We start from the raw sequence: 21,296 nt of genomic DNA on the forward strand, positions 1-21,296 counted from the left end.
CGGCGGGCTAGGATTGGATTTTTCAACCGAGCCCGCCGCTGTTTTCATAAAAAAGCCAGCGTGACAGTGTAGATCGCCTTCGCTGGTAACCGTCCCCTCTTCACCTCTTTCGAACCACGGCCCCCTGCAGAACAAAAGTAATCCCTAAGATTCCTACGATGGCAAGCAGGCGAATGAAACCGTTGGAGACAAACAGATTGACGCAGATCAGCCCAATGATGATCAGAATAAGCAAGATCACCGTTTTACCCGACATGTACATATTCCCCTTTCCCCAGATAAAATGAGTGGTCTCGTCAAATCGGAATATGCGGGTCGTTCCATGGCGTATGTAATTTGACTTTTTGTTTGTCAGAATCTTCTGTTCACATTCTGAGTACTTACTATTGTAGCGAATACAATCGTGGAAGAAAAGGCGGGATCACGTGAAAAACTCCCTTCTGTCATCGCCAGGTGTTCACCTGTACGCTTTAGAGGGAGTTTTCGCATGTGATCAGGATACACAGCTTACTTGGTAGCTAGCTGACGCTCCGTTGTTTGCTGCTTCAACGGCTGTCCGACCAATTGTGATCGTTTGGATCGAATCACGATGGCAGTAATCAACAGCGCAATGCCATTGATGATAAAGACGAAGCGAATCGGGATGAGTCCCCCGAGAAATCCGCCAATGATTGGCCCCATCATCGTCGCGAGCTGCGTCGAGGATTGGTTCAAGCTAAACGCTCTGCCGCGAAATTCTGGTTCCGAGACTTTTACAATCATGGCGTTGATCGACGGATAAACAGCGGCAAAAAACAGTCCGTACGCGAATCGCAAAATGCCAAAGCCATACAGATCGGTGAAGAAGAATTGCAGTAAATTTCCGATCGCTCCACCCATTAAGCCGATGAATAAGATTTTTGAATAGCCGACTTTTGTCCCGAGCTTTCCCCACTGTGGAGCAGCAATGACCGTCGCGATGCCTACTGCCGCAAAAATGATGCCGGAGCTGAGGGAAGCGTCTTGCTGCGAAGCGCCCAATTGCATGACATACACAGTTAATAAAGGTTCAAGAAGCATAACGGAAATCGTGACCATCAGGCTCATACCCAGTATAGACATCAACGGGCGGTTTGCCAGCGCAGCGCGCAAATCTTCGCGTACACTCGAGCGACTGCCGGAGCGGTTCAAATTCGTTTCCTTCACAAAGAAAGTGGCGATCAGCGCTGCTACAAGCACGACAAATCCTGAAAAAATGAAAGCTTCCGCGTTTCCCCATACATGACTGACGACACCGCCAACCAACGGACCGATGATTCCTCCTGTTGCACCCGAAGTCGCCATAATCCCCAGTGAGTACCCGACGTTTTTTTCTGGTGTATTCGTCGCTACCAGCGCAATGGCGGCAGGTACGTAGCCGGCTAGCAAGCCCTGGAAGATCCGTAACACAAGAAACAAATAAGGGTCTGTAATCAAATAAGTCAAAAAGTACAACAGAGCGAGGCTAAATCCAGAGCGAATCAACATAGGCTTTCGTCCATATTTGTCCGCAAGAGAGCCCCAAAATGGCGAGATGAGTGCACTTGCTAAAAACGTGATGCCAAACGAAATGCCGGACCAGGCTTCCAGATGCTCATTGACCCCCAGTGAAGTATGGAGGAAGATGGGCAGGAAAGGGATAGAGATGGAGTAGGCGGTGCTACAGAAAAATACCCCAATCCATAACACAATCAAATTACGTTTCCATGAAAATTCCATCTTCTGTCACAACCTTTGCAGTTAAAAAGCAGGAACATTGTTATTGATCATTCTAGCACTGCATTTTACTGCTGACCAATTCGGAAATATGATCGGACTATTGCAAAAATGAAATAAGAGGAAACCTTGACTTCTCTCGGACAAAAGGAAATCCCCTAACGACAAGAGATGAAGATCTTGTATCCGTTAGGGGATTTCCATGTAAACAGCAGGTTAATGTCCGGCAGGCGTGCTTATACCCACACGATCAATCAATCGCTTACTTTCATCATTAAGTCCGGTGATGACTACGAATTTGTCCAGCTGTCTGTATTTCTCTACGACTTTCGAAATAGCCGTTACAGCTGACAAATCCCAGACGTGGGAACGAGAAAAGTCAATGATAATCTGATTGGGATCATCCTGAAAGGAAAATTGGTCGACGAAGTGTGTCATAGTACCAAAGAACAGTTGACCAGTGACGGCGTACACTTTTCCGCCAGTATCGCTCGCGTAGGAGGTGGCATGCAAGCGAGCCATTCTCCAGCCGAAAATGACGGCACTTAGGATCACACCAGAAATGACCCCTTTTGCCAAATCGTGAGTAGCGACGACGACGATCACCGTCGTAATCATGACAACGGCATCCCCAAAAGGAATTTTCCGCAGATCCCGTATGGATTGCCAGTTAAACGTCCCAATCGATACCATGACCATGACACCGACGAGAGCAGCCATTGGGATTTGTTTGACGACGTCTCCAAGGACCAGTATCAGGAACAAGAGAAAAATCCCTGCAACCAAGGTGGAAAGACGACCACGCCCACCTGATTTCACATTGATGACGGACTGTCCGATCATAGCACAACCAGCCATTCCGCCAAAGAATCCGGTGATGATGTTGGCGATCCCTTGGCCTTTCACTTCCGTGTTTTTGTTACTTCGTGTATCTGTCATCTCATCAAGAATGGCAGCAGTCATCAATGATTCCAGAATCCCGACCAATGCAAGTGGAAAGGAGTAAGGCAGTATGATCATGAGTGTTTCCCAGTTCAACGGGACACTAGGAAGGTGGAACATCGGTAATTGACGTGTGATTTCACCCATGTCTCCAACGGTCCGTAAATCAAGACCTACCCAGATGGAAATGACAGTCATGACGATGATTGCTACGAGAGCAGAAGGGACTGCTTTGGTGAGACGCGGCAACAAATAAATGATCGCGAGCGTTCCAGCTAGCATGACGTACATTACCCAGGACGCCCCAATGAAATGGGGAAGCTGAGCCATAAAGATGAGAATAGCCAACGCATTGACGAAACCAAGCACGACGGTATGAGGGACAAAGGTCATCAGCCTGCCGATTTTACAGGCCCCCAGTACCAGTTGCAAAATACCAGTCAGAACAGTAGCCGCAAATAAATACTCGATGCCATGCTCCTTGACCAGGGTAATCATTAATAACGCCATAGCACCAGTAGCTGCGGAAATCATGCCCGGTCTTCCTCCGACAAACGCAATGATGACTGCGATGCAAAAGGAAGCGTACAATCCAACCATTGGATCGACACCGGCAATAATAGAAAAAGCGATGGCTTCCGGAATCAGGGCAAGTGCAACCGTAATACCTGCCAGCACGTCCGCACGTACGTTAGAAAACCATTCCATTTTTAGTTGATGAAGGTTCAAAAATGTTCCTCATTTCTGTATCGTATAGTGACTTTCCCCTTTCAGAAAAGTCGGGGCCGTTTTTCACAGTTTTTCATTATAGTAAAAAGGAGTCTACTTCGCCATCCTTTTTTTAAGGAAACAGTAGAAGGCAAAAAGATATACGACTTTCCGACCAAAAGTGCAGGGGGGAATTGAGTGGGTCAGTGAAACAAGTTATGATGAAAATAAGTCTGAAATTTCCGAAAATAAACATCTTAACTTTTATGATGAAGGGTGGATACGACGATGGCCAAGGATTGGAAGGATGCAAAGCAAGTACAAGAGAAGCATGAAGAATTGCTAGTGAAACCGTCCGTAACCAGGCGGAAATTCCTCCAAAAAACAGCCATGCTAGGCTTGGCAGCAGCCGTACCTGCTTCTCTCCTGACGCTTGGTACTGCAATTGGACAGGAGGCAGCTGGAGAAGAAGGAAGCTCGTCAAAGAACGGCTCACCCCGAATGCCAAAGCTCGCAAGTGGTACGATCGTCGATGTTCCTGGCGTCAAAGTCGGACAAGTCCAAAATGAGGAAGCCTTGACTGGCTGTACAGTCATTGTGCTGGAAAAAGGATCAGCATGCGGAGTAGATGTACGAGGTTCTGCACCTGGGACGCGAGAAACGGATTTGTTGAATCCGATCAATTCTGTCCAGGAGGTCAATGCTATCGTTTTAACAGGGGGCAGTGCCTATGGCTTGGATGCGGCAAGTGGTGTCATGCGTTATATGGAAGAACAGGGCCAAGGCTACAATGTCGGGGTGGGCGTCGTTCCCATCATTCCAGCTGCGGTTATTTTTGATTTATCGATTGGCAGTGCCAAAATCCGTCCGGATCAACAAATGGGCTACGAGGCTGCGCGTCTTGCCAGCAAACAGCCAGTCCAGCAAGGAAATGTCGGGGCAGGGACGGGTGCGACAGTTGGAAAAATGGCAGGGATGAAGCGAGCGATGAAGGGTGGGCTTGGAACAGCTTCTCGCCGCCTGCCAAATGGTCTCGTCGTAGGTGCAATCGTAGCGGTGAATGCCGTCGGAGAAGTGCGGTTACCCTCCACAGGAGAAATTTTGGCAGGAGCGAGGGGAGAGGATGGCAATATCCGCGATAGCTTGTCCTGGATGATCGATGCGGCAACTCCCCCGGTTCCAGCAGGGACGAACACTACCATTGCAGTGGTTGCGAGCAACGCGAATTTGAATAAAGTACAGGCGAATAAAGTCGCGCAAATGGCGCATAATGGACTCGCAAAGACGATTCATCCGGTTCACACGATGAGTGATGGAGACACGATTTTTGCCATCGCCACAGGGGGTGTGGATGCTTCAGTCAATCTCGTCGGGACACTAAGTGTTGAAGTGCTGGCGGAAGCGATCATCAATGCGATCCTTTCTGCCAAAGGGGCGGGTGGGGTACCTGCTTATCAAGATTTACGCTGAGTGAAATTCCGGTTTGAGCCTCTCATTCCTTTATGGATAAGGAGGTTTGAACCGTTTTTTTCTGCCAATGTGCTCCGCGAAGAAAAAAATTCCAATAAACCATCGATATAAAAGGCAAATCCATATATAATGAAAATGATTTTCAAAATCAAACACTTGATTGATGTTGTTCTTGAGAGAGAGGAGTTGCTGCTTCAATGCTTCGCAGATTTTTTTCTTACTATCGGCCTTATCGTGGATTATTCATCCTCGACTTCGCGTGTGCAGTATTCGTTGCCTTGTTGGAGTTGGGATTTCCGCTTGCAGTGAATATGGTTGTCGATCAACTACTTCCAAGCAAAGATTGGAACATGATCGTGTGGGCGTGCATTGGACTTTTGGCTTTGTATGGTCTTAACTCCGGGATGAACTATGTTGTTACGTACTGGGGACATATGCTTGGAATTAATATCGAGACGGATATGCGGAAGAAGCTGTACGACCATATTCAAAAGCTCTCTTTCCGCTTTTTCGATAATACCAAGACGGGGCATCTGCTATCTCGCCTAACGAATGACTTGATGGAGATCGGGGAGGTCGCTCACCACGGTCCGGAAGATTTGTTTATCGCCGTGATGACGCTGATCGGTGCTTTTCTCCTGATGTTCAATATTAATGAAGAAATGGCGCTACTTACGTTTTTGGTGATTCCGGTCTTGATATTCTTTGTTGTTCACTTCAACGGTAAAATGACGAGAGCGTTCCATCGTTTGTACGGCGACATGGCGGATTTCAACGCACGTGTTGAGGACAACGTAGGCGGAATGCGTGTCGTACAAGCTTTTGCCAACGAGCAATTTGAAAACAAAAGATTCGCAGAGAACAACCAGCGTTTTCGGATTACCAAGCTGTTGTCCTACAAAATCATGGCCCAAAATATTTCCGTCAGTTACGTGCTGATGCGTTTAGTCAATTTGTTTGTCCTGATTTGCGGCAGCTGGTTTGTTATTCAAGGTGCACTGACTTACGGTGAATTTGTCGCTTTCTTGCTGTTAACGAATGTATTTTTCCGTCCATTGGAGAAAATTAATGCGATTATTGAGAGCTATCCAAAAGGGATTGCCGGCTTCAAGCGCTACATCGAAATCATGGACACAGCACCGGATATTGCGGATGCTCCAGATGCGATCCAGGTAGAGTCGTTGAAGGGCGATATCTCGTACAAGAATGTTTCGTTTAGCTACGATCAAGAGTCTTCTGTTTTGCAAAACATTGATTTGAACATCCGGGCGGGCGAGACCATTGCGTTTGTAGGCCCTTCTGGAGCAGGAAAAACCACGTTGTGCAGCCTCTTGCCGAGATTTTATGAGATCGACGGGGGCAGCATCACCATTGATGGAATGGATATTCGCGAAATCACGTTAGCGTCATTGCGCAGCCAAATCGGGATCGTTCAGCAGGATGTGTTCCTCTTTTCAGGGACGATTCGCGAAAATATCGTGTACGGAAAACTAAACGCTTCTGAGGAAGAGATCTGGGAGGCAGCGCGTCTGGCTAAACTAGAAGAGTTTATCCGTTCTCAGCCTGCTGGTCTGGAAACGGTCATTGGTGAACGCGGAGTCAAATTGTCTGGTGGTCAAAAACAAAGACTGGCGATTGCGCGCATGTTCTTGAAAAACCCACCGATCCTGATTTTGGATGAAGCTACCTCTGCACTCGATACCGAAACGGAGGCGGCGATCCAGCAGTCCTTGCAGGAATTGTCCAAAGGCCGTACGACATTGGTGATCGCCCACAGATTGGCTACCATTAAAAATGCAGATCGAATCATCGTTGTAACGGAACAAGGCATCACGGAGCAAGGTAGTCATGATCAGCTCTTGGCTCGTGAAGGCATCTATAGCAGATTGCATAAAGCACAGTTCGGCACGTACCTCGACCAGTCAAACCGCGTTTTTTCTTGATACTGAATAGAGAGGTGAGATCGTGATGCAAGAATGGGATGACGATTTTATCGCACAACGCTTTGATATTTCTTCAAAACCGAGACCCAATGCCTTATTTTCCATGAAGGCTAGAGATTTAGTAGACCCAACACATATGAATGAGCTCGTACAAATTTATGCTCCGCTAATCAAGGCACATGAGCTGACTGCTGCTGGTACTTACATCAGCAGTTGGCTCACGAGCCCTTCACTCGGTCTTTCGTACATGATCTCTGTTTGGAACCGTGCACTTACCATGACGCTGGATAATATGACGATTGAATTGTTTTACGAGGATGATTATCCGCAATTCGTCTTTGTGATCCCGGCGTATGAGATCGTAGAAGCTCCTACCAGTGAAGCAGAGCGCGCAATCTGGCTGAAGGAATGCTATCGTGCGTATTTCCAAGACTTCCTGCACCCGTTGCTCACGACTCTTGCAAAAGTAACGGGAAACCCCGAAGCGATGCTCTGGGGACAGTTCCCGACCAAGTTCAATTACTATACGGATGCTTTTGTGGCGATGGTAGAACAGGATAGCATCAAGCAACAAGTGAAGGCTGATTACGATGTCCTCTGTCATCAGCTGGAAGGCGAGAGCTTTGGATTGCAAAAAAATCCATTTCGTGTGGGTGTCCGCTGGATCGAAGATATGCGTGATCCTCAAGCGAAAGTGCGCATCAAGAATCAATGCTGTTTGTACTATAAGACGGGGGAGCAAAAGTATTGCTATACCTGTCCGCGGATAAAAGAAGAAGAACGCGCTCTGATGAGAATTCGCGCGTAGCTGACCCCTCCCTTTGAGGAGGGTTTTTTCTATACACCGTAGACGTATGGACATGTGCTAGCCTCTTCCTATAAAGTAGAGTCAGGGGTAAAGTTGGAAAAATCAGAATGATTTCCAGGAAGGCGTGGTTCGTATACAGACAATGAACCAAAAGGAACTGGATCGCTACGTTCGAGATTTTCATCAAGCGGTTGTCAATCAGCAGCTTAGCCTTTATTATCAACCACTCTACGACCTGAGAACAGGCAAAATAATCGGAGCAGAAGCTCTGGTAAGATGGAACCATCATCAAAGAGGGCTACTGCCCCCGGATTGGATATTTTTATTAGCAAAAATGAGTGGTTTGATTCTTTTGGTAGAGGAATGGGTGATCAGAACGGCTTGCAAGCAGAACAAAGCTTGGCAGGACGCTGGACTACCACCTCTTGTGACATGTGTGAATCTGTCATCCTATACCTTGGAATCGGACCAGTTGGGTAGCAGGATTCAAGCGATCTTAGACGAAACGAACCTGCAGCCTCACTATTTGGAGCTGGAATTTACCGAGGATTCTGCCAGAGATGGGGAGCGTACCATCGAGATTTTGGCAGAATTAAAAAGGATCGGGGTAAAAATCAGCTTGGATGATTTTGGCAAGGGCTATAGCAGCATTCAACATCTATCCCGCTTTGCCATGAACAAACTAAAAATCGATCAATCCTGTGTAAGTGAATGCATGAGCGATGTCACACAGGCGACCGTTATCAAAACCGTCATGGCGATGGCACGAAGTCTGGGCGTGCAAGTAACGGCAGAAGGTGTAGAGACGCAAGAGCAACTGGATTTTCTTTGGCAGCTTGGTTGTGATTCTGCTCAAGGTTTTTGGTTTAGTGAGCCCATGCCTGCCGAAGACTTGGCTCGTGTGTTGAAGCGTGAGGAAAGGTTTAGGAACAGTGCATTTCTACTACTCAATGGTGGACAGCACCGAGCTTTTGATACATACGAAGTGGATCAGAGTGAGCGAGGAGACGTTCTTCGCAAGCAACAAGGAATGACATTTGCTTTTCGGAAACAGGGAGATGCATTCGTTCATACGCTGTGCGAAGGAGAGATGCTTTTTCGCATGGGGTTGACACCGGAACAAGTGATTGGACAAGATTTGCTGAATATGATCCCGGCTGAAGAGATTCCACGTAAAATAGAATCGTATGAGCGAGCGTGGAGCGGGGAGCAAAACGTGTATTACGAAGGCAGTGTCAATGGGATTCGCTATCTGGCTGCTTTTCGTCCGATTTTTTCCGATGGTCGTGTGAAGGAAGTCATTGCTTCTTGTGTCGACATTACTGAGCTAAAAAAAGCACAAGAAGCAGAACGTGTGAGCGAATCGCCCTATCGATTGATTGCTGAAAACTTGTCTGATATTATCGTGATCATCAATAGTCAGGGGATCATTACGTATATTTCACCATCCGTTCAATCCGTTCTGGAGATCGCTCCTGATGAAGTAGTGAATCGCCACCTGCTAGCTGTACTGCCACTGGAAACGGGTAGGCTTGTTATGCAAACGATTCGTCAGATCACGGTGGAGAAGCAACCTCGTCTCATTACATTTACTTGCCCGGACCGGAATGGCAAAAACATCACGCTGGAGGCAAAAGGCACCCCGGTGATTCATGAAGAACATGAGCCGAACCAAGTCATATTTATCATTCGAAATCACACGAAGCACGTGCAAACAGAAGAGTTTTTACAAAAGATAGACAAGCTATCTGTCATTGGGCAAATGGCTGCCGGGGTTGCGCACGAAATACGAAACCCGGTAACTTCCATCAAAGGCTTCGTCCAATTGCTTCGTCGAGACCAATGGAAGAGGGAATACTTTGATATTATGCAGGCTGAATTTCACCAATTAGAGAGTGTCCTGCGAGAATACGTCTTTTTATCAAGAGAATGCACAGAACCGTACGAACCAAAAAATCTAGTGAATTTGCTGCGAGAGGTTACACGATTGATGCAAGTAAAGCTAGAGCGTCATCATCTGGTGCTAGATGTCAAGGAAGTGGAAGGAACCACGATTTTGTGCGATCAGAATCAAATTCAGCAGCTTTTCATGAATCTTCTGTCAAACGCTGTTGACTCAATGCAAGATGGTGGGACGATTCACATCGTGGCTAGGCGTAAAGAAAACGAGCAAGTGATGATTAGAATCATTGATCAAGGCTGCGGTATGGCGGAAGAACGGCTGAAACGACTAGGGGAGCCTTTTTATAGCACAAAGGAAAAAGGGACCGGGCTAGGACTCATGATTTGTTATAAAATCATTCAAGCACACGACGGGTATATTCATTTTTCGAGTACCCCGAATAAAGGTACGACAGTGGAGGTTTCCTTTCCACTAGAAAAATCAAACCCAAGGCTCGATCCATAACGTGATCAGGCCTTGGGTTTTCATACTTACTCTTTCTTTGGTTGGTTATCGGAAAATTGTTCTTGAACAGCTTCCAAAAAACGCAGCCATGCCTCGGGCAGCTTGGGCTCTTCTGTAGGGCGGCGCATAGTGGAATTGCTGTCGTTTTGTTGCACTGGCTCCATACTCCATCTATCCTTTCGTGTCTAGCCAATCATGGCGCAGGGTGAACAAGTCCCGCAGCTCTTCCGTTGATAGCTCCGTGATCCAGCTTTCGCCCGCCCCGACAATTTGCTGGCTCAACGATAGCTTTCTCTCCATCATTTCATCAATGCGTTCCTCAATTGTCCCGAGCGAGATGAATTTGTAGACGTGAACATTGCGCTGCTGTCCTATGCGATGAGCACGGTCTGTGGCCTGATTTTCTACCGCAGGATTCCACCAGCGATCTACGTGAATGACATGGTTGGCTTCCGTCAAGTTCAAGCCGGTTCCACCCGCGCGTAAGGAAAGAATGAAGACGGCCCCGCGTTCATGGTCTGGAAGTGTAGAGTCTTGAAAACGAGCGATCATCTCATCGCGTTTTTCTTTCTTCGTGGACCCATTTAGGAAGTAGACAGGTCCATAGCCTTCTCGCGTCAGCACTCGTTGGAGCAAATTACCCATTTCGATATATTGGGTAAAAATCAGACAACGCTCTTTCTTTTGGCGAATATCCTCCAACAATTCCAGCAGTCTTTCCAATTTGTGCGAGCGACTGGCTTCATCTGTTGTTGAGATTTCATTCAAAATGAGGGCAGGGTGGTCACACAATTGTTTGAGACGTGTCAGTGTCGTCAGAATCAGACCGCGCCGCTCCATGGGAGATGCTTTTTCCATACGATCAAACATATCTTGAATCGCTGTCTCATAAAGTGCGCCTTGCTCGGTAGTCAGCGGTACATATTCCTTACTCTCATTTTTGTCTGGCAAGTCGAGCTGAATGTTCGGATCGGTTTTCACACGACGGAGCAGGAAAGGCTGAATGAGTCGTTGCACCTGATTGATGAGGTGTTGGTCTTGGTCGCGTTCGATGGGGTGGACAAAACGCTGGGTAAATTCCCCGAGACTTCCCAAGTAGCCAGGATTCAAGAAATCAAAAATGGACCAGAGCTCACTCAGACGATTTTCGATCGGAGTGCCTGTGAGAGCGATCCGGTGCCATGCTTTCAAATCGCGCACAGCAGATGCTTGCTTTGTATAGGCGTTTTTAATATTTTGCGCCTCGTCGAGACAAATCGTATCCCAAGTAACCATTCCTAGCTCTTGCTCATCTAAATGGGACAGGGCGTAGGAGGTAATGACTAGATCGGCTCCCTTGATCGCTGGCAAGAACGCCTCTTTCTTTTGACGATCATTGCCATAGTGAATCGTTACTTGAAGAGAGGGGGCGAAGCGCTTCAGCTCTTTTTGCCAGTTGCCTATGACGGAGGTCGGACAGATTAAGAGAGAAGGAGTACTGGCTGGGCCATGTTGTTTGACATGAAGCAGGTACGTAATAAATTGAACCGTTTTCCCCAATCCCATGTCATCGGCCAGACAAGCTCCCAACCCAAAGCGGCGTAAAAAGAACAGCCACGAACTGCCCTCCAGCTGATAATTTCGCAACGTCCCGTGAAAAGTAGATGGCTGCTCTATAATCGGGATGCGCTTCGTTTCTTGCAATTGATTCAACAGCTCTCGCAAATGCTGGTTTAGCTGAACTTCAACCGTTAGAGAAGTGTCGAAATCGAACTCATCATCGGGTAGCTCCTCAAGCTCCACAGTAGGGGCGAGGTGCATTCTCATGACGTCACGTAGGGACAAGCCGTTTTTCGCTTGGTTTTTCTTGAGCGCTTCCTGCAGCTGCAAGAATAGATCGGGCGTCAATTGTACCCAATGCCCGCGAATTTTCAGCAGACGCTGCTTTTGTTTAATGAGTTCCTCAAATTCCTCTTCGCTGAGCTCCACAGGTCCCAAGGCGAGCTTCCATTCAAAATCCATGAGTTGGGAGACACCTAGGAAGGACTGTCTGCTAGCCCCGACAGAGGTTGTAATCTTGGCTTTTAGCTTCGGTTTTACCCGGCGTACTTGTTCCCACCATGCTGGTAGAAAGACGTGAATACCGGCTTGCACCAACTGCAAACTGCTCGACGTTAAAAAGATCCATGCTTGCTCGTTCGTCAGTCGGGTGAGAAAACGGCTTTGATTCTCCCGAGTGTCTTTTTGCCACGGGAGAATCTCTTTGCATTTGGCAAGGTCCGTGAGAAAACGATTCCAGTGCTCACGCCAGTCAGCGGGGATGCGAGCGGTGGCTGCTCCCTCAGCCGTCAACTGGTGTGGCTCAATGAGAAATATCTGATCGGGCTCTTCACGATTCTGCAAATACACTTGGAGTTGCCAGTCATTGGGATGCTCCTCGGCCTCGACGATTTGCAAGCATGTGCGAAACGGGGTCGTATCTGGCAGCCAGCCTATCGATTGCAACCATTCCTGTTCCTGAAGGTGTGGAGAAAGATCGGCACCCATGACGTACAGAGCCGGGTATTGCGTCAATAGCTGCTCCCACTTTCGTCCAATCTCACCAGTGCCTTGCGAGGATTCCTCCACGACGAGCGAAAGCCACTTGTGTCCGTACTCCGGAAAATCGCCGGGAGTATGCAGGGCTCTCCAGCCTATTTGTCCTTTTTTCCAGGAAGAAAAATCAGGGGCAATGGAGCCTTGTGCGAGCGTATCCCGGATCATTTTCGCTACATGCGTAAATTGTTCAAATGGCGTGCTGGATGAATAGGTCCGATGCAAAAGCCACTGGGGGGAGACGAAAAAGGAGAGGGCCTTGGCAGGACTGAGCAGTACACCTTGCTCGTTTTTGTCCAGGAAGGTTCCGTAATAGGATGACTCATCCCACGCAAACAGTGTTCCTGCCAATTCTTCTGGATCGACCACTGCTCCTTGCGTGTCTTTGCCAGTAATCAAGAATTGTCCGTCTGCCAAAAGCTCTCCGTCTAGAACCAATGTAGTGACGGTATTCATAAGTTGAAATTTCCTCTCCTTAGCTCTTCTTGAAAAGCACGTAATCGATTATGTTTGGCAGATAATTGTTCCACGTATCGTTCCCAGCGCGTATCTTGGTTTGCTCTGTTGTAAATCGTCCTTACCTTTTTCATGAGCTTGATCGCTTCTTTGTAGGCCGTTCGATTACGTTCCGCAATGAGTCTGTTCACCTCACGTAAATAAAAAGGGAAGAGCAGAGCTGGCTCGGCTTCCTCGATTTCTTTCACCTGCACGATCGAAATATCTACCATGGGCACTTGAAACGACATTTGCAAATCAATCCATTGCTGAAACTGTCGTTCTTCATATAGATAGGCGGCATATTCGTGATAACTGCTCGGTAAGAACTGCTTTAGCTTGGCTCCGCACTCGGCTGATCGTCCCACATGCTCCATCGCTTCCTGCCAAATGGCGATAACGAGTCGGTATTGTTGTGTCTCGGCTTGACCGATTAAGGACGTCAACGAAGCAGTCCAATCGAGAAATCGCTGCCATTCTCCATTGCGAGCGAATGATTTCATATAGGACAAGTAGAAGGAGAGGTTCAAACGGCTCATTCTTTTCCAGATTTGTAGAGCAGCTTCGTCCTCCTTTTCCATCACATGAAAGTGGGCACGGAGCAGCAGCCCTTTTTCCTTTTCGGCGGCAGAACTGTTTTCGTCGTTGATAAGCTGATCCAGTACATGGATCTCCTCTTGCATCCACTCCGGCTTCTTCAATAGCATCCACCATAACATTTGATAGGCGAAAATCCAGTAGAGGGAAGTGGCTTCGTTTTCTTTCAATTGTTTTGTCAGTTGAAGTGTATCTACGATGGCATCCTGATGGTGAGTCAAGAGAGCTGGGATATCCGCGAAGTACAACGTCCCTTCTATTTGATCCAATAGCCGCTCGGCTGTCTGAACCAAATCCAGAAACCAGTATGATTGTCGGTACGTTTTGACGTATTGTGTAAGCTTCATGAGATGAAACAGATTGGCATGAATGACAAAGAGTTGTGCCCGATCCTTTGGCCACGAGGCAGCAACACTCAGCACATTTTGATAGCTCGATAATAACTCAGAGGAAGCTCGATACGATTCCATGGCCGCAAACAGGTTACGTGTCCAGCTCTCAAAAAATGCCCACCATTCTTTGACGGAGCTGTTCGCGGTAAGCGGAGAGGAAACAGACGCTGTATCCTGCTGAGCAGGAGCGGTATGACTGTATTTATAAGCAGGAATCAGCAGATGAGGAGAAAAAGTAGCTCGTCTTGGTTGTTGGGAGCGGGTCAAAAATGTACGAGGATTCTCGAACACACTGTACATCTGAAAAAAAGTAGCCGCAATATGCTTACAAATGCGCGAATAAGGGCAGGTACAGGTACTGTTTTGAACCGTTTCCATATCGAGGCGAACACGATACACCTCGGAACCTTGAACATCACTCGTCAAATATTGGGCTTGTTCTACGCGTGTATTGAAGACGACGCCATCAGAAAAGTACGTATAGCCCCGTTCAATGATGTGTCCTTCGACGGCAATTAGGATTTGCTCGCCTACCTGTATCGCTTGTTCCCGAGTCAACTCTCTTTGCAACATGTAGTCAGATCCTCCGAACGAAGTGTCATCCCTCCATTATAACCCAAAATGCGGAGAATGGAAAAAGATGCGTGTGTTCGGAAACAATGCTTAATTTTTGCGAGGACTGGGTGTATACTGTACACGTCGAAAGAAAAGCAACTAAACGCAATGTGTTTTATTGCCTTTGATTGTTTTTGTACAACAAGAGAGAGAAGGGGCACACATGCTATCGATTTCGATTCTGCTCGTACTATCGTCAGGTCTTGCGCACGCAGTCTGGAACCTGTTCACGAAAAAAAGTGAGAACAAAATGGCGTTTCTTTGGTTGATTACATTACCAACAACTGTGATCCTCTTGCCTGTTCTCATTTGGGAATTAATGCACGTACAACTGACATGGTCTTTGGTTCTTTTTCTGTTTATGTCCTTTTTCTTTCAAGGATGCTATACCTTATTGATTTCAAAGGCGTATACATACGGGGATATCTCACAGGTTTACCCCATCATGAGGGGGACGGGGACGCTTCTCATTCCGTTTTTTAGCGCGATTTTCTTTCAAGAGTATTTATCTGTACCGGGATGGCTGGGGGTCATTTGTATCGTGATTGGAGTCTTCGCCATTAGTGGAATGATTGGCACAGATCGTCAGGCTCAACCAGTGAATCCGCTTGCCCTGCGATACGCTTTTGCTGTTGGACTATGCATTACAGGGTACACGTTAATCGACAAGCAAATCGTACAACAATTATCTCCATTCGCTTTATTGGAAATAACGAACTTTGCCTGTCTGATTGTCGCCGGGAGCTTCGTTTGGAAGAAGGGACTCATCCGCAGTGAGTGGCAGAAAAACTGGCGAACGATTGTACTCGGTGCCGTCCTTTCACCAGGTTCGTATTTGTTGTTTTTGTTTGCTATGACATTGGCACCACTGGCAGCAATCGCGCCCATTCGTGAGGTAAGTACGGTTTTTGGTACGCTGCTCGGGGTTTTTTTACTAAAGGAGCGCCAACGCGTTTGGCGTTTGTCCATGTCTTTGATGATCACGATTGGCATTATTTCCATTGCCGTTTGGGGCTAAAGGATGATGAAGAGTCAGCTGGGAGAAATCCTGGCTGGCTATTTTTTTTGCTACCAGGGAAAGATGAAGGGGTAAGAAAAAAACGGCTAAGGATGATCAAAATGGATGCAAAAGCAATTGCTCCGATCACTCATAAGCGGACGAAAAAAAGAAGGATCGCAATAAGAGCTTTCGTAATCATCATTGGAGCTTTGTTGGTGGCAGTCGGACTGGAAATCTTTCTGGTCCCAAACAACATCATTGACGGTGGTGTAACCGGTGTTTCCATTATGGCCTCAAAGCTGACAGGAGGCCCACTTGGATTATTTTTATTCCTGCTGAACCTGCCCTTTTTACTTATTGGCTACAAGCAAATTGGCAAGACATTTGCCATCTCTACGCTGTTCGGTGTCGTCGTGATGTCGTTGGGAACGAGCTACCTCCATCATGTCCCTAGCTTGACGGACGATTTGCTTCTCTCGGCTGTTTTTGGTGGGATTATCATCGGAATCGGTGTGGGACTCGTCATTCGCGCGGGCGGTTCCTTGGATGGAACGGAAATTGTTGCGATCCTGATGACGAGGAAAAGTCCGTTTTCGGTCGGCGAAATGGTCATGTTTTTTAACATTTTTATTTTAGGCAGTGCCGGTTTCATTTTTGGGTGGGACCGGGCCATGTACTCGTTAATTGCTTACTACATCGCTTATAAAATGATCGATATTACCATGGTCGGGCTCGAACAATCAAGATCAGTATGGATCATCAGTGATTATCCAGTCGAAATTGGCGATGCGTTAACCGCGAGACTGGGGCGGGGAATAACCTATTTGAATGGAGAAGGTGGCTACTCCGGAGATGTCAAAAAAGTCATCTTCTGTGTCATCACCCGATTGGAAGAAGCGAAGCTGAAATCCATCGTGGAGGAAATCGATTCCGCTGCATTTTTAGCAATCGGTCATATTCATGATGTTTCTGGTGGACGGTTTAAGAAAAAGAATATTCACTAAAAGCTTACGTACAAATTACCCCTGAGCCAGCAGGTAGAACGACCTAATTGCTAAGGGGTAAAAATGTATTGACGAAAATTACTGAATTCATTTAATATTGTGTCATGCCAAAATACAAAATAACGTTCCGTATTTTGGGACAATTGAATGGTGATGAAAATGGACAAAACAGAAAAAACGGCAAACCGAAGTGTGTTAAAAACGTTAGAGTTTCTAGAATATTTTATCCAAAACAGTGAATTAAGCCTGGCTGAGCTTGTTGAGTTGTCAGATATGCCGAAGAGTACGGTGTTTCGAATTCTTCAGACGCTCGAAATGCGCGGCTTTGTATCCAAAACGACCACTCATAATCCGCCTAAATACCAATTGGGATTGAAGCTGCTGGAGTTTGGGAACATTGTTGCCCAACGGCTGGAGATCAGGAAAATTGCGCTCCCGTATATGCAGCAGCTACGGGATACGGTGGATGAGGCAGTCAACTTGATTATTCGTGATCAAGACGAAGGGGTTTACATCGAAAAAGTCGATACCCGCCAGTATGTTCGTGTATATACGCAGGTAGGCAGAAAATCACCGTTGTATGCAGGGGCATGCCCGCGCATTTTACTTTCATTTCTGCCGGATCATGAGATCGAAGAATTGTTGAACCGGGTAGACATGAAGAAAATCTCACCAGACACAAATATAGACAAAGAGCTACTATGGCAATGGATTCACGATGCTCGTGAAAACGGCTATACAGTAAGCTACGGTGAATTGGAGCCGGATTCCGCAGCAATTGCTGTACCTATTCGGGATTTTACCGGACAAGTAATAGCTGGTTTGAGCTTGGCTGGAGCTACATCACGCTTTCAGCTCGATCGATTGGGGTATTTGGTAGAGGAGACAAAAGCAGTAGCGAATGAAATCATGAGCAAGCTGGGCTATTCAGATGCAAAGGCGGGACTTTGATGCTGGAAATCAAAAATCTTCAGACGAGATTCCGAACCGATAATGGAGAAATTACCGTTTTGGATGGAGTTAGTTTTCAAATCAACAAAGGTGAGACGATTGGAGTAGTAGGGGAGTCGGGTTGTGGGAAGAGTGTCACCTCTCTATCCATCATGGGGCTTCTGCCGAGAACCGCGCGAATCACCGGAGGAGAGATCCTGTACAACGGTGAAAATCTGGTTGCCTTTTCCAAAGATCAGATGAGGAAGGTACGAGGAAAAGAGATCGCGATGATTTTTCAAGAACCGATGACCTCACTGAATCCGGTTTATACAATCGGGGCGCAGATCATGGAGCTCGTCTTGAATCATACAAGTATGAACAAAAAACAAGCCAAAGAGCATGCGATCCAAATGCTGAAGCTGGTCGGAATTCCGAGAGCGGAAGAAATCGTTGATGAGTATCCGCATCAGCTATCTGGCGGGATGAGGCAGCGTGTGATGATCGCGATGGCGATGTCCTGTAGTCCATCTCTATTGGTTGCAGATGAGCCTACGACCGCACTAGACGTGACCATTCAGGCGCAGATTCTTGACCTGATGAGAGAGCTACAGCAGAAGAGCGAGATGACCATCATGCTGATCACGCACGATCTTGGTGTGGTAGCAGAGATGTGTGATCGGGTGGTCGTCATGTATGCAGGGCAAGTCGTCGAGGAGGCCGAAGTAGAAAAGCTATTTGCTACTCCAAAGCATCCGTACACGGTTGGTTTGTTGGGCTCGATCCCGGATATGGACACAGAGCAGGAGTACTTGTTCACGATTGGCGGGACCGTTCCGAGTCCAGGTCAGATGCCCCCAGGATGCCGTTTTGCTGAACGATGCCAGAAGGCTTTTGACAAATGCTACGAGCAAGCTCCACCGTTGTTCGATCTGAATGATGGTACAAAAAGCAGATGCTGGCTGTATGAGTAAGCGGAAAGGAAGTGAATCTTTTGGGAAAATCAGAATGTAATCCCTTGCTTGAGGTGAGAGGGTTAAAAAAATACTTTCCGATTCGCAGTGGATTAATGAAGAAGGTAACGAATTACGTCAAAGCTGTTGACGATCTCTCTTTTACCGTTGCAACGGGGGAGACGCTCGGAATTGTAGGTGAATCTGGTTGCGGGAAATCAACCACAGGCAGAGCCATTCTACGATTGCTCGAGCCTACGGGTGGCGAAGTGATTTTTCAAGGAGAGAATTTAGCGGCACTTTCCCCAAATGAGATGAGGATGAAGCGAAAGGATTTGCAAATCATTTTCCAAGACCCGTTCGCTTCCCTCAATCCGCGAATGACAGTTGGGGAGATCATTGAAGAGCCGATGATCATATTCGAACTGTATGAAACGTCAAAAGAACGCAAGGAAAAAGTAGCGGAATTGATGCGAGTGGTCGGTCTGAAATCGGAAAATTCGGAACGTTTCCCTCATGAGTTTAGTGGTGGTCAGCGACAGCGGATCGGCATTGCACGTGCGCTAGCCCTTAATCCCAAGCTGATTGTGGCAGATGAGCCAGTATCTGCGCTCGATGTATCGATTCAATCCCAGGTATTGAACCTGATGAGAGATTTACAAAAGCAATACGGACTCACTTACATATTCATCTCTCACAACTTGAGCGTCGTGAAGCATTTTTGCGACAGGATCGGCGTGATGTATTTGGGTCGGATGGTTGAGCTGGCACCCAAAAATGCGCTATATGAAGAGCCGCTGCATCCTTATACGCGCTCATTACTGTCCGCAGTTCCGATTGCCAAGCCAAAAACGAAGCGTGAGCGCATCATCTTGACTGGAGATGTACCGAGTCCTGCGAATCCTCCGAGTGGATGCACGTTTCATACGCGTTGTCCGGATTGTATGGAAATTTGCAAAACGGACAAGCCCGAATTTCAATCGATGGGCGATGGTCGCTATGTTGCCTGTCATTTGTATAACCAATAGGAACAAATGACGGCTATCATATTTCTTCAACATGAATTCCAGAAAGAAAAGAAAAGGGGGACTTGTTTTGAAAAAGAAGGTAGGTATTACCGCTTGCTCCGCATTACTCGTGCTAGCTGCTACTTTGGGCGGATGTTCGAGTAAGCCGGCTGACACTAGCACACAGGCAAATCCGCAATCTAAGGCAGAAGCGAAAACTCCTGCAAAAAATGAACTTACACTTGGTGTGAATGGAGACCCGCACTCTTGGGATCCGATTGATACGTTTTTGCTTGATTGGAGTACGGTAGCAACATCTGTATTTGAAGGCTTAGTCGAGCGTACCACTGACTTGAAAATCCAGCCAGGACTCGCTGAATCGTGGGAGTTCAAGGATGACAAGACACTTCAATTTAAGCTTCGTCAAGGAGTTACCTTCCACAACGGCGAGCCATTCAACGCGGAAGCAGTGAAATTTACATTTGATCGCCTGCTTGGTGAAGAAGGGAAAAAAGGACCACAGCAAGCGAACTATGCTTCGATTGACCGTGTAGAAGTGGTGGACGAGTTTACAGTCAACATGGTTCTCAAGGAAAAAGATCCTGTACTCATTACAAAACTGGCAGGTTATGGCGCTGTGATCGTTCCGCCTAAGTATTACAAGGAAAAAGGGGACGAGTACTTTAACACGCATCCAGTAGGTACGGGTCCTTTTAAAATGGATAGCTATGAAAAAGATAACAAGGTTGTACTGGTGAAAAATGAAAAGTATTGGAAGCAAGGTCAACCGAAGCTGGAAAAAGTAACGTTCCGTTTTATTCCAGAAGCGACTACACGTCTAGCTGAAATGCAAACAGGTGCCATCGACATTATGAAAAAAGTCGAGATTAGCCAAACAGAATCCATCAAGGGCATGTCTGATCTTGAACTGATGCAAGTCGGGTCGCCAACCGTTTATTCGATTCGATTCAATACATCGATGAAGCCAGTCGACAATGTAAAAGTCCGTGAAGCGATTGCTTACGCGATTGATGCAGACTTAATTATCGAAACGCTGCTCGGCGGATATGGTAAGCGTGTCAATTCATTCCAAAGCGATATGTCTTTCGGCTATGATCCTAACCTGCCATTACGTAATTATGATCCAGAAAAAGCAAAACAACTGCTCGCAGAAGCAGGTGTGAAGGAAGGAACAGAGCTTGATCTCTTCCTCCCTGGTACAGATGCTACGTTTAAAGAGGTAGCGCAAGCGATCGAAATGCAATTAGGCCAAGTCGGTCTCAAGGTGAAGCTGAATCTGGTGGACGCCTCCACATTTACTTCTGACCTCATTCCGAACGGAAAAGCAGGACATATGTACCGGAATGGGTGGGGTGGATGGACGCTCGACTTTGATAATACTGCCTATCTGATGTATCACAAAGGCGAGTTCTGGAACCCTGATTTCTATGACGAAAAAGTAGAGGAGCTCTTGAAAGCAGAACGCTCCACGTTTGACCAAGAAAAGCGTCTGGCAGCATTTAAAGAGCTGAATCAACGTCTGTATGAGCTAGTCCCAGATGTACCGCTCTATCAATCGATCAACCTGTGGGCTGTAAACAAGCGAGTAAAAGGCTTCCAACCTCCGACAGATGAACGTATCGATTTGCGCGAAGCATCGGTTGAATAAGGAATGTTTTGAACAGGGGAGTAGAAGATGTCTCTTCTATTCCCTTCA

At 47.0% G+C, this 21,296-nt stretch carries 16 protein-coding genes; 10 read left to right on the forward strand and 6 right to left on the reverse strand.

What is annotated here, in order from left to right; all coding sequences use genetic code 11:
• Nucleotides 1–100: 100 nt before the first annotated feature.
• From PMI05_RS31050 to PMI05_RS10470, 3 genes are all read right to left on the reverse strand, one after another.
• Entirely contained in the window at nucleotides 101–256 is a 156-nt protein-coding gene (locus PMI05_RS31050; RefSeq protein WP_015890926.1) for a hypothetical protein, read from the reverse strand.
• Nucleotides 257–507: 251 nt separating this feature from the next.
• The gene (locus tag PMI05_RS10465) at nucleotides 508–1,737 is read right to left on the reverse strand and encodes an MFS transporter (RefSeq protein ID WP_007720976.1); all 1,230 of its coding nucleotides are present in this window, start codon (nucleotides 1,735–1,737) and stop codon (nucleotides 508–510) included.
• A 213-nt stretch (nucleotides 1,738–1,950) separates the two neighbouring features.
• Nucleotides 1,951–3,384 (reverse strand): SulP family inorganic anion transporter, encoded by a 1,434-nt coding sequence (locus tag PMI05_RS10470; protein WP_039960583.1) that lies wholly within the window; start codon nucleotides 3,382–3,384, stop codon nucleotides 1,951–1,953.
• 288 nt (nucleotides 3,385–3,672) lie between these two features.
• Here PMI05_RS10470 and PMI05_RS10475 point away from each other — a divergent pair, with 288 nt between their 5' ends.
• The 4 genes from PMI05_RS10475 to PMI05_RS10490 all read left to right on the forward strand — a co-directional run bounded on the left by PMI05_RS10475 (nucleotide 3,673) and on the right by PMI05_RS10490 (nucleotide 10,012).
• Nucleotides 3,673–4,854 carry a P1 family peptidase gene (locus tag PMI05_RS10475; RefSeq protein WP_007720978.1) on the forward strand — a complete coding sequence of 394 codons (1,182 nt, stop codon included), beginning with the start codon at nucleotides 3,673–3,675 and terminating at the stop codon, nucleotides 4,852–4,854.
• A gap of 197 nt (nucleotides 4,855–5,051) precedes the next feature.
• The gene (locus PMI05_RS10480; protein WP_007720979.1) at nucleotides 5,052–6,797 is read left to right on the forward strand and encodes an ABC transporter ATP-binding protein; all 1,746 of its coding nucleotides are present in this window, start codon (nucleotides 5,052–5,054) and stop codon (nucleotides 6,795–6,797) included.
• A gap of 25 nt (nucleotides 6,798–6,822) precedes the next feature.
• Nucleotides 6,823–7,605 carry a Fe-S oxidoreductase gene (locus PMI05_RS10485; protein WP_007720980.1) on the forward strand — a complete coding sequence of 261 codons (783 nt, stop codon included), beginning with the start codon at nucleotides 6,823–6,825 and terminating at the stop codon, nucleotides 7,603–7,605.
• A gap of 124 nt (nucleotides 7,606–7,729) precedes the next feature.
• Nucleotides 7,730–10,012 (forward strand): EAL domain-containing protein, encoded by a 2,283-nt coding sequence (locus PMI05_RS10490; protein ID WP_007720981.1) that lies wholly within the window; start codon nucleotides 7,730–7,732, stop codon nucleotides 10,010–10,012.
• Nucleotides 10,013–10,038: 26 nt separating this feature from the next.
• On the opposite strand, the gene PMI05_RS31055 is transcribed toward PMI05_RS10490, so the two are convergent.
• Genes PMI05_RS31055 through PMI05_RS10500 form a run of 3 tightly spaced genes read right to left on the reverse strand, consistent with a single transcriptional unit; the run spans nucleotide 10,039 to nucleotide 14,643 of the window.
• Nucleotides 10,039–10,176 carry a hypothetical protein gene (locus tag PMI05_RS31055; protein WP_007720983.1) on the reverse strand — a complete coding sequence of 46 codons (138 nt, stop codon included), beginning with the start codon at nucleotides 10,174–10,176 and terminating at the stop codon, nucleotides 10,039–10,041.
• 7 nt (nucleotides 10,177–10,183) lie between these two features.
• Nucleotides 10,184–13,042, reverse strand: coding sequence for a DEAD/DEAH box helicase (locus tag PMI05_RS10495; RefSeq protein WP_007720985.1), 2,859 nt, complete (start codon nucleotides 13,040–13,042; stop codon nucleotides 10,184–10,186).
• The gene (locus PMI05_RS10500; protein WP_007720988.1) at nucleotides 13,039–14,643 is read right to left on the reverse strand and encodes an SWIM zinc finger domain-containing protein; all 1,605 of its coding nucleotides are present in this window, start codon (nucleotides 14,641–14,643) and stop codon (nucleotides 13,039–13,041) included. The genes PMI05_RS10495 and PMI05_RS10500 overlap by 4 nt, the downstream gene beginning before the upstream one ends.
• 205 nt (nucleotides 14,644–14,848) lie before the next feature.
• Here PMI05_RS10500 and PMI05_RS10505 point away from each other — a divergent pair, with 205 nt between their 5' ends.
• The 6 genes from PMI05_RS10505 (at nucleotide 14,849) to PMI05_RS10530 (ending at nucleotide 21,248) form a co-directional block, all read left to right on the forward strand.
• Nucleotides 14,849–15,703: a DMT family transporter gene (locus tag PMI05_RS10505; RefSeq protein WP_007720991.1), complete on the forward strand. Its 855-nt coding sequence runs from the start codon at nucleotides 14,849–14,851 to the stop codon at nucleotides 15,701–15,703.
• 101 nt (nucleotides 15,704–15,804) lie between these two features.
• Nucleotides 15,805–16,689 (forward strand): YitT family protein, encoded by an 885-nt coding sequence (locus PMI05_RS10510; protein WP_007720993.1) that lies wholly within the window; start codon nucleotides 15,805–15,807, stop codon nucleotides 16,687–16,689.
• Between the two features lie 159 nt (nucleotides 16,690–16,848).
• Nucleotides 16,849–17,640 carry an IclR family transcriptional regulator gene (locus PMI05_RS10515; RefSeq protein ID WP_238543278.1) on the forward strand — a complete coding sequence of 264 codons (792 nt, stop codon included), beginning with the start codon at nucleotides 16,849–16,851 and terminating at the stop codon, nucleotides 17,638–17,640.
• Nucleotides 17,640–18,593 (forward strand): ABC transporter ATP-binding protein, encoded by a 954-nt coding sequence (locus PMI05_RS10520; RefSeq protein ID WP_007720998.1) that lies wholly within the window; start codon nucleotides 17,640–17,642, stop codon nucleotides 18,591–18,593. The genes PMI05_RS10515 and PMI05_RS10520 overlap by 1 nt, the downstream gene beginning before the upstream one ends.
• A gap of 20 nt (nucleotides 18,594–18,613) precedes the next feature.
• Entirely contained in the window at nucleotides 18,614–19,600 is a 987-nt protein-coding gene (locus PMI05_RS10525) for an ABC transporter ATP-binding protein (RefSeq protein ID WP_039960579.1), read from the forward strand.
• A 67-nt stretch (nucleotides 19,601–19,667) separates the two neighbouring features.
• Nucleotides 19,668–21,248: an ABC transporter substrate-binding protein gene (locus PMI05_RS10530; protein WP_007721000.1), complete on the forward strand. Its 1,581-nt coding sequence runs from the start codon at nucleotides 19,668–19,670 to the stop codon at nucleotides 21,246–21,248.
• Nucleotides 21,249–21,296: the final 48 nt, after the last annotated feature.

The sequence above is a fragment of the Brevibacillus sp. BC25 genome, assembly GCF_000282075.1.
Lineage (GTDB): Bacteria > Bacillota > Bacilli > Brevibacillales > Brevibacillaceae > Brevibacillus.

Excerpts from the sequence above, each read along its gene's own strand:
- PMI05_RS10470 (WP_039960583.1), bottom strand. The coding sequence starts at position 3,384 with ATGGAATGGTTTTCTAACGTACGTGCGGACGTGCTGGCAGGTATTACG.
- PMI05_RS10465 (WP_007720976.1), bottom strand. The coding sequence starts at position 1,737 with ATGGAATTTTCATGGAAACGTAATTTGATTGTGTTATGGATTGGGGTA.
- PMI05_RS10485 (WP_007720980.1), top strand. The coding sequence starts at position 6,823 with ATGCAAGAATGGGATGACGATTTTATCGCACAACGCTTTGATATTTCT.
- PMI05_RS10515 (WP_238543278.1), top strand. The coding sequence starts at position 16,849 with ATGGACAAAACAGAAAAAACGGCAAACCGAAGTGTGTTAAAAACGTTA.
- PMI05_RS10500 (WP_007720988.1), bottom strand. The coding sequence starts at position 14,643 with ATGTTGCAAAGAGAGTTGACTCGGGAACAAGCGATACAGGTAGGCGAG.
- PMI05_RS10520 (WP_007720998.1), top strand. The coding sequence starts at position 17,640 with ATGCTGGAAATCAAAAATCTTCAGACGAGATTCCGAACCGATAATGGA.
- PMI05_RS31050 (WP_015890926.1), bottom strand. The coding sequence starts at position 256 with ATGTCGGGTAAAACGGTGATCTTGCTTATTCTGATCATCATTGGGCTG.
- PMI05_RS10480 (WP_007720979.1), top strand. The coding sequence starts at position 5,052 with ATGCTTCGCAGATTTTTTTCTTACTATCGGCCTTATCGTGGATTATTC.
- PMI05_RS31055 (WP_007720983.1), bottom strand. The coding sequence starts at position 10,176 with ATGGAGCCAGTGCAACAAAACGACAGCAATTCCACTATGCGCCGCCCT.
- PMI05_RS10510 (WP_007720993.1), top strand. The coding sequence starts at position 15,805 with ATGGATGCAAAAGCAATTGCTCCGATCACTCATAAGCGGACGAAAAAA.
- PMI05_RS10495 (WP_007720985.1), bottom strand. The coding sequence starts at position 13,042 with ATGAATACCGTCACTACATTGGTTCTAGACGGAGAGCTTTTGGCAGAC.
- PMI05_RS10505 (WP_007720991.1), top strand. The coding sequence starts at position 14,849 with ATGCTATCGATTTCGATTCTGCTCGTACTATCGTCAGGTCTTGCGCAC.
- PMI05_RS10475 (WP_007720978.1), top strand. The coding sequence starts at position 3,673 with ATGGCCAAGGATTGGAAGGATGCAAAGCAAGTACAAGAGAAGCATGAA.